Source organism: Comamonas thiooxydans, from assembly GCF_002157685.2.
In the GTDB taxonomy this organism is placed as follows: Bacteria; Pseudomonadota; Gammaproteobacteria; order Burkholderiales; family Burkholderiaceae_C; genus Comamonas; species Comamonas testosteroni_H.
In genome coordinates, this window is the sequence record NZ_AP026738.1 from 3,520,550 (window position 1) to 3,538,554 (window position 18,005).

Below are 18,005 nucleotides of genomic sequence, written 5' to 3' on the forward strand. Positions count from 1 at the left end.
AACGTTTACTGATTCTCGAGGATCAGATGGCCCACAGCGGTGTTCGATGCGGGCACATGGTAGAAGCGGTGCGCCACCTTGGGCAGCGGTGCGGGGCCGTCCACATCGGACATGGCGCCGCGCGCAATCAGCCACATCACCAGCTCGATGCCTTCCGAGCCGGCTTCGCGCACATAGTCGATATGCGGCATCTGCGCCAGTCCATGCGGGTTCTCGACCAGCAGGTCCAGGAACTGGTTGTCCCATTCCTTGTTGATCAGGCCCGCGCGCGCGCCCTGCAGCTGGTGGCTCATGCCGCCCGTGCCCCAGATATGCACGTTGATGTCCTGGTCGTAGCTCTCCACGGCCTTGCGGATGGCGCGACCCAGGTTGAAGCAGCGCTGGCCGGTGGGCACGGGATACTGCACCACGTTCACGGCGAAGGGGATCACCGGGCAAGGCCAGGAGCCGGTCTTGGGGTCTTGCTCGCCGCACATCAGCGACAGCGGCACCGTGAGACCGTGGTCCACGTCCATCTTGTTGACGATGGTCAGATCGAAGTCCTGCTGAATCACGGACTGGGCAATGTGGCTGGCCAGATCGGGATGGCCAACCACCTTGGGCACGGGGCGCGGGCCCCAGCCTTCGTCGGCGGGCTGGAATTCCGCAGCCGTGCCGATGGCGAAGGTGGGAATGCAGTCCAGGCTGAAGGCCGTGGCGTGGTCGTTGTAGACCAGGAAGATCACGTCGGGCTTGTTGTCCTTCATCCACTGGCGGGAGAAGTCATAACCCTTGAACAGCGGCGCCCAATAGGCTTCCTGGGTCTTGCCCATGTCCATGGCAGCGCCGATGGCAGGCACGTGCGAGGTGAAAACGGATGCGGTGATGCGTGCCATGTCTTAGTTGCCTTCCTGGTTCTGATTGCCTGCGCTGCCCTGGGGTTGATGGTGTGCCTGCGCATCACCGTCCTCACCCACATAGCGATTGCCTTCGGCAGAGCGGCCGCCGCCCATCATCATGGCGCGGTATTCCTCTTCGGTCATGCCCGTCATGGAGCCGGCCATCTGCTGGAAGCTCTTGCCGTCGGTGGCGCCGATCTTGGCCAGGAAATAGATATTGCCGCCAGTGCGCATGCACCAGTTCAGATCGCGCGCCAGCACGGCCTGCTTCTGCTCTTCGGTCATCGCCCACTCGTCGAGATAGGCACGCTCGTCGGCGCGGAAGCGCTCACGGTTCTCTGCCTTCATCAGGCTCATGCAGAACTGGTTGAGCCAGTAGCCTTTGCGGGACTGCTCGGCATCGAAAATGATGGTGCCGGGCACGTCCAGATACGGTTTTTCCAAAGCCATAAATTCTCCTTGTTTACGGATGGCGCAGCCCATGCGACAAGGCTGCGGCCTGTTTCCGGGTGTATGTGTCGCCGGAACTCCGTCAGACCTCTTCGGGCCAGTACAGACGCATGGGGTTGTCCACCAGCAGCTTTTGCTGCAGCTGCGCGGTCGGAGCGATATGGGGAATGAAGTCCACCAACAGGCCGTCGTCGGGCATGTGGTCCTTCAGGTTGGGGTGCGGCCAGTCCGTGCCCCAGAGCACGCGATCGGGGAACTCCTCGACCACGCGGCGCGCGAAAGGCACCACGTCCTGGTAGGCGTTCTGCTCGCCATGAAGGGCCTTGGGGCCGGTGACGGACAGGCGCTCGGGGCAGGACACCTTGCTCCAGACGTTCTGGTGCTCGCGCATGAACTTCAGGAACAGGGCGAACTCTTCACTGTCCACGCCCTTGGTGACGTCGGGGCGGCCCATGTGGTCGACCACCACGGTGGTGGGCAGCGCGGTGAAGAAATCCCACAGCTCGGGCAGATCCACGGCTTCGAAATAGATCACCACATGCCAGCCCAGCTTGGCGATGCGGCCGGCGATCTCCATCAGCTCGTCCTTGGGCGTGAAGTCCACCAGGCGCTTGACGAAGTTGAAGCGCACGCCGCGCACGCCGGCGTCATGCAACTCCTGCAGCTCGGCATCGCTGATGGAGCGCTTGACCGTGGCCACGCCACGGGCCTTGCCGCCCGAGGACTTGCAGGCATCGACCATGGCGCGGTTGTCCGCACCGTGGCAGGTGGCCTGCACCACCACATTGCGCGCAAAACCCAGGTGGTCGCGCAGCGCATACAGCTGGGCCTTGCTGGCGTCGCAGGGGGTGTACTTGCGCTCGGGGGCGAAGGGGAACTCGTTGCCGGGGCCGAACACGTGGCAGTGCGCATCCACAGCGCCGGCAGGCAGCTTGAACTGGGGCTTGCTGGGGTTGGCATACCAGTCCAGCCAGCCGGGGGTCTTTTCAAATTGGCTCATATCAATCCAGTCCTTATCTTGAAAAAGTGATCAGATCACCATCAAATCCTTGCCCACCACGGCATCGCCCTTGAAATGCTGGCGTACATCGGACAGCAGCATTTCGTCGGTGATGCTGGGGTCGTCACCCGGCACGATGTGCGAGAGCACCAGCTTCTTGACGCCGGCGGCGGCAGCGATGCGGCCCACATCCACCGAGGTGGTGTGACAGGCCAGCAAATGCTCCTTGAGCGTGGCGGCATTGGGCACGCGCTTGACCATGGCGTCCACGGCGGGCACATAGATCACCTCGTGCACCAGCACATCGGCGCCCTTGGCCAGCTCGGCCACAGCCGGGCAGTAGGTCGTGTCGCCCGAGAAGACGACCGAGCGGTCCCTGGTGTCGAAGCGCAGCGCAAACGAGTCCGCGATGGGCGGATGAATATTGCGCACCGCCGTCACCTTGACCTTGTCGTTCTCCAGAATCACGCCGGGCTTGGAGAACTCGTGCGTGTTCACCATCTTGCGCAGATCGGGCTTGCTCTCGTCGGGGATGCGGATATCGATGTCGAACTTCATGGATTCCATGAAGGCCTTCGTCATCGCATCCAGCGTCGGCGGCCCCCAGACATCGACCTGGTTGCGCAGGCCGGCAGCCCAGGCCGAATACAGCAAGGGGCCGTATTCCAGGTTGTGGTCCGAGTGCATATGGGTGATGAACACCTTGCTCAGACGCGGCAGCGCAATGCCGGCCTTGACCAGCTGGACCGCCACGCCATAGGCGCAATCGACGACAAACGGCTCGCCGTCGATCAGCAGCACGCTGGCCGGATTGGAGCGCTCGCCGCCCACGCGCGGGCCGCCCTTGGTGCCCAGCAGCACGAGCTGCGTGCCCTTGTTCCCGGCAGCGGCCTTGACGGCCTGCGCCAGCGCATTGCCGGCAGTGCCCAGACCCAGTGCGCCGGCGCCAGCCAGGCTTGCCGCTGCGGCCAGGCAGTGACGGCGCGAGAGGTTCACGGAGGATTTGAAGGAAGAGAACATGCGGTTGCTCCTGTTGTAATGATTTTTGAGGACCGATGTTCCGATTAGTCGATGTACTTGAGGCCGGCCTTTTCCAGGGGCTCGCGCATCTTGTACATATCCAGGCCGAGGACGCCCGAGGCCAGCTTGGCGCGCTTCTCGCCTTCGAAGCTTTCACGCTTCTGGGCGGCGGCCAGCACTTCCACGGCACGCGCGGCGGGCACGCAGACCACGCCGTCGTCGTCGGCCACGATCACGTCACCGGGCGTGACCAGCATGCCGGCGCAGACGATGGGAATGTTGACCGAGCCCAGGGTGGCCTTGATCGTGCCCTTGGAAGAGATGGCCTTGCTCCAGACCGGGAAGTCCATCTCCTGCAGCGTCTTCACATCGCGCACGCCGGCATCGATGATCAGCGCGCGTGCGCCGCGCGCCTGGAAGCTGGTGGCCAGCAGATCGCCGAAGTAGCCGTCGGTGCACTCGGCGGTGACGGCAGCGACCACGATGTCGCCGGGCTGAATCTGCTCGGCAGCCACATGCATCATCCAGTTGTCGCCGGGCTGCAGCAGCACCGTGACAGCCGTGCCAGAGACCTGCTTGCCGGCATAGATGGGGCGCATATAGGGCTTGAGCAGACCGACGCGGCCCATGGCCTCGTGCACGGTGGCGGAGCCCAGGGCGGCCAGGCCGTCAGCAGCAGCGCGGTCGGCGCGCTGGATATTGCGGTAGACAACTCCCAGTTCGTACATGGAAATACCTCTTTGCTTTGACGTTATTGAATCCAAAAAGTGAGCTGGTAGCGCTTGCAGTTCATCAGACTTGAATAGTTTTCTTATCGAAAACGTTTCATAACATGCGCTAGCAGCTCTCTTTTTTAGAAGTTACAGGCCCTTGGCCTTCAGCGCCTTGTCCAGGCGGGTGAAGACGCGGCGGGCATTGCCTTCGTAGACGGCGTGCTTTTCATCGGCCGTCAGGTTCTGCGTGGCTTCGATGTAGCGCTTGGTGTCGTCGTAGTAGTGACCGGTCTGCGGATCGATGCCGCGCACGGCGCCGATCATTTCGCTGGCGAACAGGATGTTCTTGGTGGGAATCACTTCCGTCAGCAGGTTGATGCCGGGCTGGTGGTAGACGCAGGTGTCGAAGTAGATGTTGTTGAGCAGATGCTCTTCCAGCAGCGGCTTCTTCATCTCCTGTGCCAGACCGCGGAAACGGCCCCAGTGGTAAGGCACGGCGCCGCCGCCATGGGGAATCAGGAACTTCAGGGTCGGGAAGTCCTTGAACAGATCCGAAGTCAGGCACTGCATGAAGGCCGTGGTGTCGGCATTCAGATAGTGGCTGCCCGTGGTGTGGAAGCAGCTGTTGCAGCTGGTGGAGACGTGGATCATCGCGGGGATGTCGTACTCCACCATCTTTTCATAGATGGGGTACCAGCTCTTGTCGGACAGCGGGGGCGAAGTCCAGTGGCCGCCCGAGGGGTCGGGGTTCAGGTTGATGCCCACATTGCCGTACTGCTCAACACACTTGACCAGCTCGGGAATGCAGGTTGCAGGGTCCACGCCGGGCGACTGGGGCAGCATGGCGGCGGGAATGAAGTGATCGGGGAACAGCTCGCTGACACGGAAGCACAGCTCGTTGCAGATGGCAGCCCAGGTGCTGGAGGTCTGGAAGTCACCGATGTGGTGCGCCATGAACGAGGCACGGGGGCTGAAGATGGTCAGATCGGAACCACGCTCCTTCATCAGGCGCAGCTGGTTGGTTTCGATGGTCTCGCGGATTTCATCGTCGCTGATCTTCAGATCGGCCACCGACGGTGTCTTGCTCGGGTCCTTGAGGCCGGCGATCTGCAGATCGCGCCATGCGCCCAGAGCCGCAGGCGCCGTGGTGTAGTGACCGTGTACGTCAATGATCATCTTCAAGCTCCGTTAAAAATAATTCGTCAATCAAAAAAGTTCAGTGCGCGCCGCCCAGGCCCAGCATGGAGGTGCGCGGTGCGCCGCCGGCATAGCGGTTCTTGACCAGCAGCGCCAGCGCGGCGATGACACCGGGAATCGCAACCACCATGAAGACCTGCGGCAGCTCCAGGTGACGGCGCGACAGCTCGGCCACCAGGAAAGAGCCTGCAATGCCGCCAAAGCGGCCGATGCCCAGCATCCAGGACACACCGCTGGCGCGGCATTCCGTGGGGTAGTACTCGGCAGCCAGCGCCTGCATGGACGACTGTGCCGCATTCATCAGCAAACCGGCAATGAATACCGAAGCCACCAGCATGCCCACGCCGCCGCCGAGCACCTGGCCGATGAAGGCCACGCCCAGGCTGGTCAGGAAGTAGCCCGTCGCGATGATCAGATTGGCATTCCAGCGGTCCATCAGCAGACCGACAAAGATCGCGCCCACACCGCCGAGCTGGAACAGCGCGGCAATCACGGCTGCCTGGCTGGCGGGAACGCCTGCTTCCTTGAACAGCACAGGCATCCAGTTGACCAGGCCATAGACGATCACCAGGCCCATGAAATACGTCACCCACAGGGCCAGCGTGCCAATCAGATATTTCTGCGAGAACACCAGACGCAGGCCCTGAGGACCTTGCTGTGCCTGCGCGGCAGCCTCGCCGCTGTCGTTCAGCACGAAGCGCGCAGCGTTGCGGGTGCCGGCGGCGATGCGCACCATCACCTTGCGCACGCGGTCTGCCGAGTAGTTCTTGAGCACCATGAAGCGCACGGACTCGGGCAGCATCACGATCATCAGCACGGCCAGGATCAGGGGCACCACGCCGCCCAGGATCAGCAGGCTGCGCCAGCCGAAATGCGGAATCATCCAGGCTGCGATAAAGCCACCGAAGGCCGAACCGATGGGGAAGCCGCAGAACATGCAGTTGGTGATGAAGGAACGCTTGCTGTCAGGGCAGTATTCGTTCATCAGCGTGATGGCGTTGGGCATGGCGGCGCCAAGACCCAGGCCGGTGATGAAGCGCCAGATGGTCAGAGCCTGCAGGTCGTGCACCAGGCCGGAAGCAATCGATGCACCGCCCATCACCACCGCGGCGATGATCAGCACGGTCTTGCGACCCACGCGGTCCGCCAGCGGACCCGCGCCCAGAGCGCCGAACGCCAGGCCGAACAGGGCTGCGCTCAGCACCGGGCCCAGATGGGACTTGTCGATGCCCCATTCGCCGAGCAGCGAAGGCGCGATGAAGCCGATGGCGGCGGTATCAAAGCCGTCGAGCAGAACGATCAAAAAACAGAGGAAGAAAATCCCCCACTGGAAGCGCGAAAACGGGCTCTCGTTGAGCACGGTCTGCACGTTGACGACCTCCGGGCCGATGTTCTGTTTGCTAGTTTGCGAAGTCATATTTGGTATCTCAGTTGCCTCTCTTTGTCGCCTCTATCTCCTGTCTCGCGGCTGGCGCCAAAGCCTCAAAGGCATCTGGTACGTCCGTCACGAAAGGGCTATGACTGCCCTTTTGCTGGATGGGGTGTCAGTGCCAGGCCCCCGCCTGGACACGAATCAATTCAAGCGGGCTCCATGCCCTGGCGGCGTTTGGCCGCTTCGGCTTCAGGCGAAGCCATGAAGGCCAGCAGACGCTGCACGGCATCCGCATGGGCCGAGCCCGTCACAACGCCGGCCGAAAACACGGTGTCGATGGCAATCGCGGCAGGCAGGCTGCCCACGATGCGGATGCCTTCGACATGGATCAGCTCGCTCAGCTGCTGAAAGCCCAGGGCCACTTCGCCCGAAGCAATCATGGAGCCCACGGGAACGCCGGGCCGGGCCTGCACGATGCGGGACTTGATCTCGTCGGCAATGCCCCAGCGCTCGAACAGCTTTTGCAGCGCCACACCGCTGGGGCCGGTGGAATAGCCAATGCTGGGCGCTGCCAGCACGGCAGCGAGCACGGCCTCTTCCGAGCCGATATCGGGCTGGGCCGCAGCGGCAGGCACGGCCACGGCAGTACTGGAGAGCACCAGATCCACCTTGCTGCCTGCAACCACACGGCCGGCGGCCTGCAGCTTGTCGATGGCGTTGGAGGCCAGGAAGACCACATCAAAGGCCTCTTCACCGGACTGCACGCGCTGCGCGGCATCCACACCGCCCACGGATTCGATCTGTACCGGCTCGCCGCCCTGGGCCTGCCAGGCTGCAACCAGATCCGCGAGGACCTGGCGGGTTGCCATGGAAGAAATGCCTTTGAGTGCTGCGCTCATGCCGGAAGACTCCTGAAGTGGATGCCATGGCTGCCCCGCAATCTCGAATGCCGCGTCCCGGCCATTGAGGCCTTTCGAGCCACTCCCGTCACGCTGCGGGCAGACTGCACCGGCAGGACGGGACGCTCGACGGGGCTTGCATCAGGGCAACCATCTAGTCAAAACGAATGAGACTATTGTCGGTAGCCCTGCGCCCTCCCACTAGGCAAGCCCTCCGCTAGCAGCTATGCCGCCAAGGCATAGCAAAGTGTTTACTCATAACACGTATAAATACCTACAAACAAGGCATAAAACCCACAAATAGAAAAGGCCAGATGCTATTTTTTCAATAGCACCCAGCCTTCGTTGCTGTGCATAAGCAACAGTGAATTTAGTGGTTAACCCCTAATTCAGTCGTCATGGCGTCCATGTCCGCGCCCGTGACCGCGCCCCCTGTCATCGCGATCATGCCTGTCCCAGTCATGTCGATCGCGGCGATCGTCTCTGTCCCAGTGCCTATGATCCCGGCGGTCATCACGCCAGTCGCGTCGCTCGTGGTGGTGGCGCGGCGGAGGTCCTGCACGCCAATGGGGTGGTGGGTTGCGCAGGAAATAGACCGGCTGGCCGCAGGCGTGGTAGCGGCCGCAGTAGCGGCGCCAGTTGCGCGAATGGCCGGGCGGCACCCACATATAAATGGGCTGCACCTGCGGCACTACCGGGCCACCCCACATCGGCTGCGCATACAGCAGCTGCGGCGGTGCATTACCGATGTTGACCTGACCGTAAACCCCGGGCGCCAGTTGCCCCGAGATGGAGCCGCTGATATAGGCCTGGGCCTGGGCGGCACCCGCTGCGCAAACCAGCGCCAAGGCTGCCAGGCTGCGGATGATTGAACTGCGATTGGACATATGTCTCCATGCTCGATATAGATCACCGTGGGGGCGGCGAGATCGCGCTTCAACCCGGAAACGCTTAAGCCCTTAACGCGCCAGGGCCGATTCCCGCTGACCCGGATCAATCGTGAAGCGTAAAGAGGCGTAATACGCTGAACCGGCCGAGCGGCCGGCTAGCCCCTCACCGGATCGTCTGGCCCTGCAGACCTTTTTTCAGAATCAGGTCCACCACGGGCTGCTCGCGCTTGTTGGCTCGCATGCAGTGATCCTTCTGGAAGCGATCGGTGATCCGGATGACCCAACGCGCCCAGCGCTTGTTCTCGCGTTCGCGCCAGGCATGCGATGACACGCTTTCCCAGGCATAGCCATTGAGCACTGCCGCGTTGACAAAATGATCCAGCGCCCGCACTCCGGCCCTGCCCCGCTCCGTCTTGCCGAACAGGCCGACCCAGCAAAGAATCAGCCAGCCCACGACCGCCAGCGGGACGACTGCACACATCAGCGCAAAACCTGCCAGGCGCTCCTTCATGCAGCCTCTCTCTTGCGCAAATTGATGCGTACGCCATTTTCGGAGCGAATCGTCAGCCGCCCCACGGGCTGCGGCACATGGCCCGGCGCCGGCAGGATTTCATAGCGCTGCAGCAGGCAGGCCAGAATCAAGACCGCCTCCTGCAAGGCAAATGCAGCTCCCAGGCAGACGCGCGGCCCCATGCTGAACGGCATGTAGGCGTGTTTGATCGCTTCCTTGTCCTCCTCACGATCAAAACGATCCGGGTCGAAGGCATCGGGGTTCTTCCACCATTTTCGGTGGCGCTGCAGCAGCCAGGGCGCCACCACCACCGTGCTGCGCTCCTTCAGCTGCTTGCCTCTGATAGGGCAGGACTGAACATTCTCCCGGGCGAAGAAGCCCACAGGGGGAAACAGACGCAAGGTCTCCCGAAAGATATTCCAGACCTGAGAGAAGCTCTTCATGTCCGCCTGCTGCGGCAGACGATCGCCAACCACTTCCACCACTTGCTCGTAGGCACGCTGCTGTATGTCGGGTGACTGGGCCAGAAGATAGCTGGCCCAGGTCAGTGCGCTGGCCGAAGTTTCATGCCCTGCCAGAAACAGCATGGCGACCTGATTGACCAATTCTTCCTCGTTGAAAGGCTCGCCTGTGTTCGGATCCTTGGCCTGCATGAAAGCGGCAAGAATGTCCTCCTGCTCCTCGGCCTCCCCCTTCAGATGCGCCTCATAGCGCGGCTTGATCATGGCGTGCAGCAAGCCACGAATCTCCCTGGCCGCCTGGTTGCTCTGCCAGCGATACCAGGGCATGGTCAGCCAGCGAGCACCGAACAGCGCAGGCAGCATGAGCTTGGGCGCCAGTGACTGATAGCGGGCAAATGCCTCGAAGATGCGATGCGCATCCGGCCCCTGCATGGGCTTGGAGAAAATCGTGCGAAAAATGATGTCGGCCGTGACATGGGTCATCTCGATCTCGATGTCGTACGGCTGTGCCTCCTCCACGGCATCCAGGCGCTCCAGCATGGATTGCGCGGCTCCCAGCATGCGCGGGAAAGCGACGTTCACGCGCGCCTGGGCAAACGCGGGGTTCATCATGGTGCGCTGACGCTGCCACTGCTCGCCGTTGGTCGTGAAGATGCTGTCTCCCAGCAAAGGCTCCAGCGATTCATGCAGCAGATGGCTTTTGGGAAACTGCTGCGCCTCGCTCTGCATGACTCTCTTGACCTCTTTGATGTCATTGAGCATGTAGAGATCCACGCCGGGCAGATGAACCTCCCCCATCTGCATGCTGTAGCTGCGCTCGAACAGGGCGTCCATCCAGGAGCGCCGCGCATGCCAGAACATGCGCAGCTTCGATGTCTGCTCGGGGTGGGGCTTGGGATAAACGGGACAGAAACGACTCATCGCACCAACTTCCTCTCTATGTAGTCACGCATCGGACCGGCGCTGGTGAGCAACTCGAAATAATCATAGGCACCGGCAACTTCGCCGGCCATCAGATACTGAAAATGCATGCGCATCTTGTTCCTGCGCAACCAACGGTAGGTTGTCGGCAAAAACAGCTTGTGAAAGCGCGGGGAGCATATCGCTTGCGGATTGAATCCCCACTGCGGCCGACGCTTGCTGGAATCAGCAACGGAGTTGACGGCCGTGGCCCCATCCTTGCGCCCATCCTCGCGCAACGACAGCCCCACTACATCGCACATGCCGAAACACACGCTATCGCTGGGAGAAGAAATATCGGCCCAGTACACCGCTTCGTCCATGGCGACCTCACGCAAGGTTTGCCGCAACGCGCCAGCGCCGGGAAACAGCCCGAACAACGGAATGCAATTGCCCAGGGTGACCAAACTCACCAGTGGCTTGCGAGAAGCGTGTGAGGATAACGGTTCTTCAGCCAGCTTACGGCGAAGCGCCTGAGTCAACTTCAGAGCCTGCACACTGCCGACACTGAAGCCGACCACGACCACCTCGCGCCACCGCTGCTGCTGCATGGCCTCCGCCACCTCGGCGGCCATCGCCTCGATACGCGCATCCAGCACGGGGAATGTTTTCCCGGAACTGGCATGGGCAAAGTTCAAAATTCTCAAAAGCCAGCTGATATGCAGATACCGGTCCAGCACAAAGCCGCCCCAGCCAACAGCGGCAAGCACCGCAAGCATCAGCGCGAATGCGCCCTCTTTCGGCAAACCGTCCCATAGATTAACGAGCAAGGATCCCATGCCGACTCCGGCCAGCAGCACCAGCAGCACATAAAACAGCGGGTACATCAGCGCCCACAGAGTAAAGCGCGCCTGCTCTCGCACAGGCTTCAGCCACTGCCTCAAATTCCAGACAGCAATATAGGTTCCCAAGGCCTGGCGAAAGACTTCCGCCCGACTCTGGGGCCAATGAAGACGAACCTGATCATGCCAGTCAAAGAAAACGAAATCGGCAGATGCCGTATTTTCGGAACCCGTCTGAGAAACCCGCCATCGAGAATGCAGTGATTTTTCTTGCGCGGCTTCGCCCTCAGTCCATTTCTCTCTGCTGCCAATCGCGTATTTTCTATCCTCGGAAACAGACGGCTGCTTTTGCGATTCCGCGCGCATCAACTGGTGATAATGTCTTGCCCCACGGGGATCGAAGCCCCCCATGAAGATCACCAGGCGCTCGCAATCACTTGTCTTCCCGGAAGACTCAAATGAGATATTCTTTTCTCTGCTAGTCATTGCACTCCGGAAAACGGAACCCTTCCATACCATGGCTTATTCGACAGAGGCCACCCCCTGCAGCATGGAAGGCATGGCATTTTCCTGATTTTCCTGCCGGGAAACGAATACCGGCTCCACTGCCTCTTCCGGCCAAAGCAAGGGATCCACCGATGAACCGCCTCCCCACAGACGCTGGGCCATCTGTCCATCCAGCGCAGCCCCGCAACGCCATGAGACAGCCGAAAGCCGGCGATAGAAGCTGCCATTGATCTGCGTGCACTCTATCAAGGCCCTGCGAAAGCGCGAGAGCATATCCTGATCAGGAATGGCCTGATGGGCCCGAAACCAGAAATCCCGCATCTTTCCCTGAAAGGTCAAACCTTCAAGGTCATACAAGGCATTGCCACAGACCTTGACAGGGGCACCATGGCCCAATGCGGAAAGACCGGTCGTGCTATTGACAAGCACCACTCCCTTGGCGCTTTTGAGCAAGGAAGGCAGATGCTGGTCATGAATATATAAGACCTTGCCCTGCAAACCATGGCGCCTTGCCAACAGGCTGATGATATTGGCGTAGTTCCGGTGCCCCCGATCCATGGGATGGTGCTTGAACACCACCACGTCACCCGCAATCGACTTTCCACCTTCTGGCACACCGTTCATGCGCTCCAGCGCCTGTGCCCTGGAAAATGAATGCAAAACGTGATTGATGAAGTCCGTCACGAAATCATAGTTCGAGTGAACCACGATCTGGGCATCGTTATATACCTGCAACGGTGCCAGGAAGAATTTCTTGCGCAAATCCCCAAGCAGCAGCTTCTCAGTCTCTTTTTCCGTGCGGCGATACCAGAATTTACGCAGATAACTCAGCCACCACCAAGGCGCATCCCGCACGGTCATGCTTCTGTGATGCAGGGAGTTATTCCAGAACCACTGCCCCAGCCAGGCAGCAAAGAAATACAGCATCCCCCACATGGCCGAATGCCAGAATGAGTTCCCGACTTTCTTCCATGACGTCGTCGTCGGTCCATTCGGGTGAGAGCGCGGCGGCGCAGTCTCTTGCTGCGCCCTCTGCTTAAGCCATATGGCCAGTCTCTTTTCAAAATGAGAATGCCCATTCACGCCCATGGGCTCAAAGGTGATGTGGTCGGGCCGCAGATAGCCCTCTTCAAACACGCCGAAGGCACAGCCCAGACGCTCCGTCATGGAGCGCACGCACGCATGCACAGGCCGGCAATCGCCGAACAGCAGCACCGCGTCAATCCGGTGCCTGATGATGAAGGCCTCCAGAACCTCAGGCCACTGTGCCAGTTCCCCCCGGAACGAATGGGCCTTGCGGGGATAGAACAGCCAATCCCCTGCATTGAAGTTGAACTTGAAAACAGTCGCCCCCACCGAGCGCAAGTCCTTGGCCAGGTTCCAGAAAAAAGGCCCTACCGGGCCTTGTAGCAACAAAACACGTTTAGACGCAAATCCACTCTTGTTCTTCATGCGTTAGGAACTGCGGGCTGTCAGGCCGCTTGGTATCTTTATGGAGGCGTCATGAAATATGACCGCCCTATTTTAGGGGTTTCACCGAGCGAAACCTGTGCACATCACTGCACGTTGACAACAAATCGATGAAAAATAATTGCAAAAAAAGGTAAGTATCATCAACCCGACAAAATCGACTGAAGCAACACCTTGGATTTGCGCCATTGCCGCCTCAACCAACCGGACTTCAGGCCATGCAAACTGCCCGACTGCTCCAGAGCGGTACGTTGCTCAAGCAAGCGCCTGAGCACCGCTTCGCAGCTCGTGTAGCCTCTGAGCACCGGATCCCAGTACAAGGGATAGTGCAGCAGCGCCCCGGCAACCAGCTCATCCAGAGACAGCGAGCGGCTGCGGCGCAGCACTGGCAGCCGGTCCTCTGTGAGGCCCCAACCGGCGTAGAACGGCCGCCCATGGACAACCACCTGCTTGTTGCGCAGCAAGGCATCAAAGCCGGTCAACGAGGTCATGGTCACCACCACATCGCAGGCCTCGATACAGCTGACCACCGAAGCGCCCCGCTCAATGTGGTCGGCATGCTGCAAAGCCTGGGCCGGCTCGACATGGCCCTTGCGGTTGCCGCTGCTCACATCGGGATGCGGCTTGAAGACAATGAATGCATGAGGAAATGCTGTGCGCGCCGCCTGGATCAGACCCAGGTTCGTGCAGACGCCCTCGGCATCGCAGCCAAAGCGAATGGAGGCGTCATCCTCTACCTGACCCGGCACCAGCACCACCTGCCGACCGGCCTGTGGATGTGCATCGCTGAACCAGTCAACCGGGCGATTGGGCTCCAGGTTGTACTTGGTGATGCCGTGCTCGACGACGAAGGCGCGCACATTGCGCGCACGCTGCAGGTCCTGAGCCGTGAATGCCCGGGTGTTGAGCAAATCCTCGAGCTCCGAAGGCTGACCCGGGTCGAAGTAAATGCCCTTGGCATCCAGCACAAAGGACTGCGGCGGAATCAGGTCGGAGCCCAGGCCCACGGAGCGCACAAAGCCGTCCTCCATGCGAAGCAGGCGCACGCCCGCCGCATCAGCCAACTCCTGCACACCTTCTGGCGGCACCCGACCCCAGCAGACCAGGCAATCATCATCAGCAGGCAGCAAAGCCCTTGCTGCAGCGGCATTCTTGACAAAGACCACCTTGCCAGGATGTAGCGACAGCATGGCCTTCACGTTCGCGGCCTTCCAACGCCGAAAGCCCACCACAATCATGCGCCCACCAAAGCGCTGGGCCACCTGCCGCTGACGCGCCAGCCAGTCCACCACATCCAGTACATTGCCGCGCTGCCGAGTCTCTGGATTCAGATAGCGGCTGTAGTGCATATAGCCGGCTGCAAACAACTCGTCCACCGAGCGCCTGCGGCCGGCCCGCCGCAGCATGGCGGCATGCTGCGGCTGGCGATCATCCGTCACACCCCAGCCCGCGTACCAGGGCACGCCAAAGCAGACCACCGGCTTGCTGGCAAGCAATGCTTCAAAGCCCATGGTCGAACTGACCACATAGACCTTGTCCATTTGAGCAATCAGGCTCATCGGGTTGACCGCATCACGCAACACCACTGTGCGTGCGTCGGGCTGCACGCCCGTCAGATAGCCGCCCTTGCGGCCCGAAGTCACTTCGGGGTGGGTCTTGACATAAACCGTGGCCTGCGGATTCTCGGCCAAGGCTGCCGCCAGCATGGCTTCAAACGTAGCGGCATCCGCCCCGCCCTTTGCCACGCTCATATCGCCCGCCGTCTGGTCCACCACCAGTACCCGCTGAGCATCGTCGCTGCGCAGCATGCCCTCAGGCAGGTCCGGGGCATGGTTGTATTTGCTCAGCCCGGCGGACAACAGCTGCTCACGAGTCTGCCGTACCAACTCGGGATCCGGTGCCAACATATTGGTATCGCTGCTCAGCAGGTGCTCCAACGCACTGGGCCTCGTGCAGTCATAGTAAATGCCTGCGTCATCGACCACCAGCGACAGCGGCGGGAAATGCTCGCCGGTGCCAAATGAGCGCAGAAAGCCATCCTCCAATCGCAGCGCTGGAACTCTCAACAACTGCCCCAGACGCTGCGCCATTCGCCCACTGCGTTTGTCGCCCCAACCCACAACATCGGCAGGGCCCAGCAATCCGTGCGGCAAATATCGAACCGGCAAATCCAGAAGCCGCTCTTGAAGACGCAGCCGATGCCTCCACCAGCAGGCGCAAATCCATGCTTTCATGCAATCTTTCTTGGAAACTGCCTACAGGCCGATGGTTTCCACGACTTCCTGCAGCCGCTTGGCCCAGGTGAGCTCCCGCAAAACATAGTCCGCACCGGCACGCGCACGTTCACGTTCATGTTTGCCTCCGCCGCGAAAGATGCGCTCCAGCACGTCATCGCACTCTTCGCGAGAGTGCACCACCTCGCAATATTCGGAAAAGTAACGATCCACTGACAGGGCCGGATTGGTCACCACAATGCTGCCGCAGGCCAATGCCTCCACCAGTCGGCGTGAATACATGCTCGGTGAATCTGTCACTGTATTTACATTGAATTGAACTAGATATTTTCTATAGATATCTGCGGTCTTTTCATTGGAAACACTATCCTTCACCTCGATCCATGGCCAATCTGGATAACGGTAATTTTTTGATTTTCTATCTGAATTACGATCATATACCGTCAATCCATAAGGCTGAGCGGCTGAAAACATCATGTCTTGCCAGTTTCGCCGTTGATCATGAACATGGTGACTGTAACTCCCTACAAAGCATGCACCAGAATGCATTTCACAGTCACTACTCAAGGGGAAGTGATTTCTGGGCTGCACAGGGAAAGGCAGTGCGCGTACTTTAGAATTGACACCCAAAATTTCCTGATAACGTGATATGCAGTTTTCATCGACCGTAAACACAGTGTCGAACAAAGCCGCACTCGCAATGAAACGATCGAAATGCACGGCATCTTCCTTGTTCCAGAAAACGCATGGAATTCCAAGATCACGGGCACAAGTGATCACTTTAGCCAAATCTTTATTGGATCGCTTTGGATAGTCGGGGTATGCCGCGATCTTGTACTTCCAGGCATTACGGTGCCCATGCCAAGCAGATTCCACAAAAACAAAATCTGGCTTCCAAAATTTCAGCACCAACCAGTAATTAATAGAATTAATATTTAAGATATCACACTCTTCAGATAAAGCACAGTATGTTAATTCATCTGATATTAATGCAATTTTTATCTCTTTTTTCACTCTACTCATAGCTCAGCATTGCTAAATGCAATGTACTAATTAACATTAGTTTGAATATTCATATCAACAAATGAAAAATCGACTTCAAAGAGGCACTCCCTTCCCTCTTTTTTGAATCCTATAGACCACCGAGGAGATATTTCTCTTTCTCCATAACTAATCCAGCCTTGTATAAAAGGCGCCATCTGCCCCTTCACTACAAAAACCTCTGACCCTTGCAAAGCCTCGACCGCCACAGCTATTTTTGAAGATTTAAATATCGTACGCCCAAGTTTATCCGTTCCAAAATATTCAAAATCCTTAGAGAAATGGAACCATTGCTCATATGAATTATTATTCTTTGACGTTAGATTATCAGAAATAATGAGCCTTTTTCCCTTCGAATAAATTATTTTTCTCTTAAAATTCACTTCCAACGAATGGAAATACTTCTCCAGAATTAACGTAGACTCATCATTCATTCCACTATAATAATTTATAGCATCCTCATAGAAATCATTCTTTTTAAAATCACCCCACCATGGATAATTGCAACCATTGACTGATACTGTATTATGTGCTCTGGTTCCACTAACAAATTTTCTGAAATCACTTTCGTAGTCATAGCTATACCTCCCCGAATCTTGCAATATAACCACACCACTCTCTGACCACTCAAATGAGAAATCATCAGAGTGTCTGTGCGCATTACTTGGGAAACCGGTCCTAACAGCAAGGTATGAATTATCTTCACCAGGATTATTTCCCGCCAATACAGCATAACCAGCCTCATTAAAGAGATGATCACCTATTGCCGTCTCATGCGTCTGTCGTGAATAATTAGAGTCTCCAAATAATGTTCCAACGCCATTAGGATGAAATAAATATTTAGTATTTTCCTTTACCTTTTTAACCGTATCCAAATCATAGCAAAATTCAAATCCGTCGAACTCCGGACTCAGCAATATTTCTTCAAATTCTTTCAAAATATGGCAATGGTACCCAGTACTATTCTCCAAATGAATATTTTGCTTGCCATACTGCCTAATCCATAGCCAATTAATCTTTTCCACAGAATATTTTTTACACACATCCAAATCCCCTATATATGGATGCAAAGCCAAAAGACTCATTAATGCGCGTATCTGGAATATACCATGATTGTTAGTTTTGAATTTTTTTGGATCAGACAGCTCAAGATAATGTAATCTCAACACCTCCATAACATTTCTTCTTTGAATTTCAGAATAATTATTCTCTTCAAGAAAAACATATTTTGCAAGAATTGAAATTCTGAATGTTCTAAAAGAAACAGCATCATCTTTCCACAAAAACTCTCCTGAGTTCTTTTGTGTAATATAAAAATTTATCCAATCTAAAAAATATTCAACACATAACTCGATAGATTTAATATTTTTCTGAAATTTATAATCAGCCAACAACCCATCCATCCATTGGAATCCATTTAGTATCCAGCGCCAACTACGATGTGTATAAGGATCATCAAGCCAATTAACAGGCAAACTCATGGAATATGGGGGTTGTTTTAGAATACATACAGTCCCATTAACCCATTTAGAAGCCCCTCCTCCTTTTTTTAAGGAGATACCAAAAAATACTCTTTCATAATATTCATGGAAATAATATTGATTATTATACATTCTACAA

The 18,005-nt window shown here is 57.7% G+C and carries 16 protein-coding genes; all 16 read right to left on the reverse strand.

Going from position 1 to position 18,005, the window contains the following annotated elements; translation table 11 throughout:
* Positions 1-5: 5 nt before the first annotated feature.
* Positions 6-875, reverse strand: a complete 870-nt coding sequence (locus tag CTR2_RS16265; RefSeq protein WP_003054198.1) for a class III extradiol dioxygenase subunit beta — start codon at positions 873-875, stop codon at positions 6-8.
* A gap of 3 nt (positions 876-878) precedes the next feature.
* Entirely contained in the window at positions 879-1,328 is a 450-nt protein-coding gene (gene ligA / locus CTR2_RS16270; RefSeq protein ID WP_087082647.1) for a protocatechuate 4,5-dioxygenase subunit alpha, read from the reverse strand.
* An 82-nt stretch (positions 1,329-1,410) separates the two neighbouring features.
* Positions 1,411-2,328, reverse strand: a complete 918-nt coding sequence (locus CTR2_RS16275; RefSeq protein WP_003067557.1) for an amidohydrolase family protein — start codon at positions 2,326-2,328, stop codon at positions 1,411-1,413.
* A gap of 30 nt (positions 2,329-2,358) precedes the next feature.
* Positions 2,359-3,348: an MBL fold metallo-hydrolase gene (locus CTR2_RS16280; RefSeq protein ID WP_087082646.1), complete on the reverse strand. Its 990-nt coding sequence runs from the start codon at positions 3,346-3,348 to the stop codon at positions 2,359-2,361.
* A gap of 44 nt (positions 3,349-3,392) precedes the next feature.
* The gene (gene ligK / locus CTR2_RS16285) at positions 3,393-4,076 is read right to left on the reverse strand and encodes a 4-carboxy-4-hydroxy-2-oxoadipate aldolase/oxaloacetate decarboxylase (RefSeq protein WP_003067555.1); all 684 of its coding nucleotides are present in this window, start codon (positions 4,074-4,076) and stop codon (positions 3,393-3,395) included.
* A gap of 132 nt (positions 4,077-4,208) precedes the next feature.
* Positions 4,209-5,237, reverse strand: a complete 1,029-nt coding sequence (locus tag CTR2_RS16290; RefSeq protein ID WP_003067554.1) for an amidohydrolase family protein — start codon at positions 5,235-5,237, stop codon at positions 4,209-4,211.
* 40 nt (positions 5,238-5,277) lie between these two features.
* Positions 5,278-6,675, reverse strand: a complete 1,398-nt coding sequence (locus CTR2_RS16295; RefSeq protein WP_087082644.1) for an MFS transporter — start codon at positions 6,673-6,675, stop codon at positions 5,278-5,280.
* Positions 6,676-6,836: 161 nt separating this feature from the next.
* Complete coding sequence (locus CTR2_RS16300; RefSeq protein WP_087082642.1) at positions 6,837-7,529, reverse strand: substrate-binding domain-containing protein; 693 nt, start codon at positions 7,527-7,529, stop codon at positions 6,837-6,839.
* Positions 7,530-7,918: 389 nt separating this feature from the next.
* Positions 7,919-8,416, reverse strand: coding sequence for a hypothetical protein (locus CTR2_RS16305; protein ID WP_087082640.1), 498 nt, complete (start codon positions 8,414-8,416; stop codon positions 7,919-7,921).
* Positions 8,417-8,582: 166 nt separating this feature from the next.
* Complete coding sequence (locus CTR2_RS16310) at positions 8,583-8,930, reverse strand: hypothetical protein (protein WP_034379442.1); 348 nt, start codon at positions 8,928-8,930, stop codon at positions 8,583-8,585.
* Positions 8,927-10,312: a cytochrome P450 gene (locus CTR2_RS16315; protein WP_087082639.1), complete on the reverse strand. Its 1,386-nt coding sequence runs from the start codon at positions 10,310-10,312 to the stop codon at positions 8,927-8,929. Before CTR2_RS16315 ends, CTR2_RS16310 begins: the two co-directional genes overlap by 4 nt.
* Positions 10,309-11,619: a hypothetical protein gene (locus tag CTR2_RS16320; protein WP_087082637.1), complete on the reverse strand. Its 1,311-nt coding sequence runs from the start codon at positions 11,617-11,619 to the stop codon at positions 10,309-10,311. Before CTR2_RS16320 ends, CTR2_RS16315 begins: the two co-directional genes overlap by 4 nt.
* 36 nt (positions 11,620-11,655) lie before the next feature.
* Positions 11,656-13,092 (reverse strand): capsule biosynthesis protein, encoded by a 1,437-nt coding sequence (locus CTR2_RS16325; RefSeq protein ID WP_087082636.1) that lies wholly within the window; start codon positions 13,090-13,092, stop codon positions 11,656-11,658.
* 161 nt (positions 13,093-13,253) lie between these two features.
* Entirely contained in the window at positions 13,254-15,344 is a 2,091-nt protein-coding gene (locus tag CTR2_RS16330) for a capsular polysaccharide biosynthesis protein (RefSeq protein ID WP_087082634.1), read from the reverse strand.
* Positions 15,345-15,365: 21 nt separating this feature from the next.
* Positions 15,366-16,358: a CgeB family protein gene (locus CTR2_RS16335; protein WP_310220797.1), complete on the reverse strand. Its 993-nt coding sequence runs from the start codon at positions 16,356-16,358 to the stop codon at positions 15,366-15,368.
* A gap of 35 nt (positions 16,359-16,393) precedes the next feature.
* Entirely contained in the window at positions 16,394-17,998 is a 1,605-nt protein-coding gene (locus CTR2_RS16340; protein WP_087082632.1) for a heparinase II/III domain-containing protein, read from the reverse strand.
* Between the last annotated feature and the right edge of the window lie 7 nt (positions 17,999-18,005).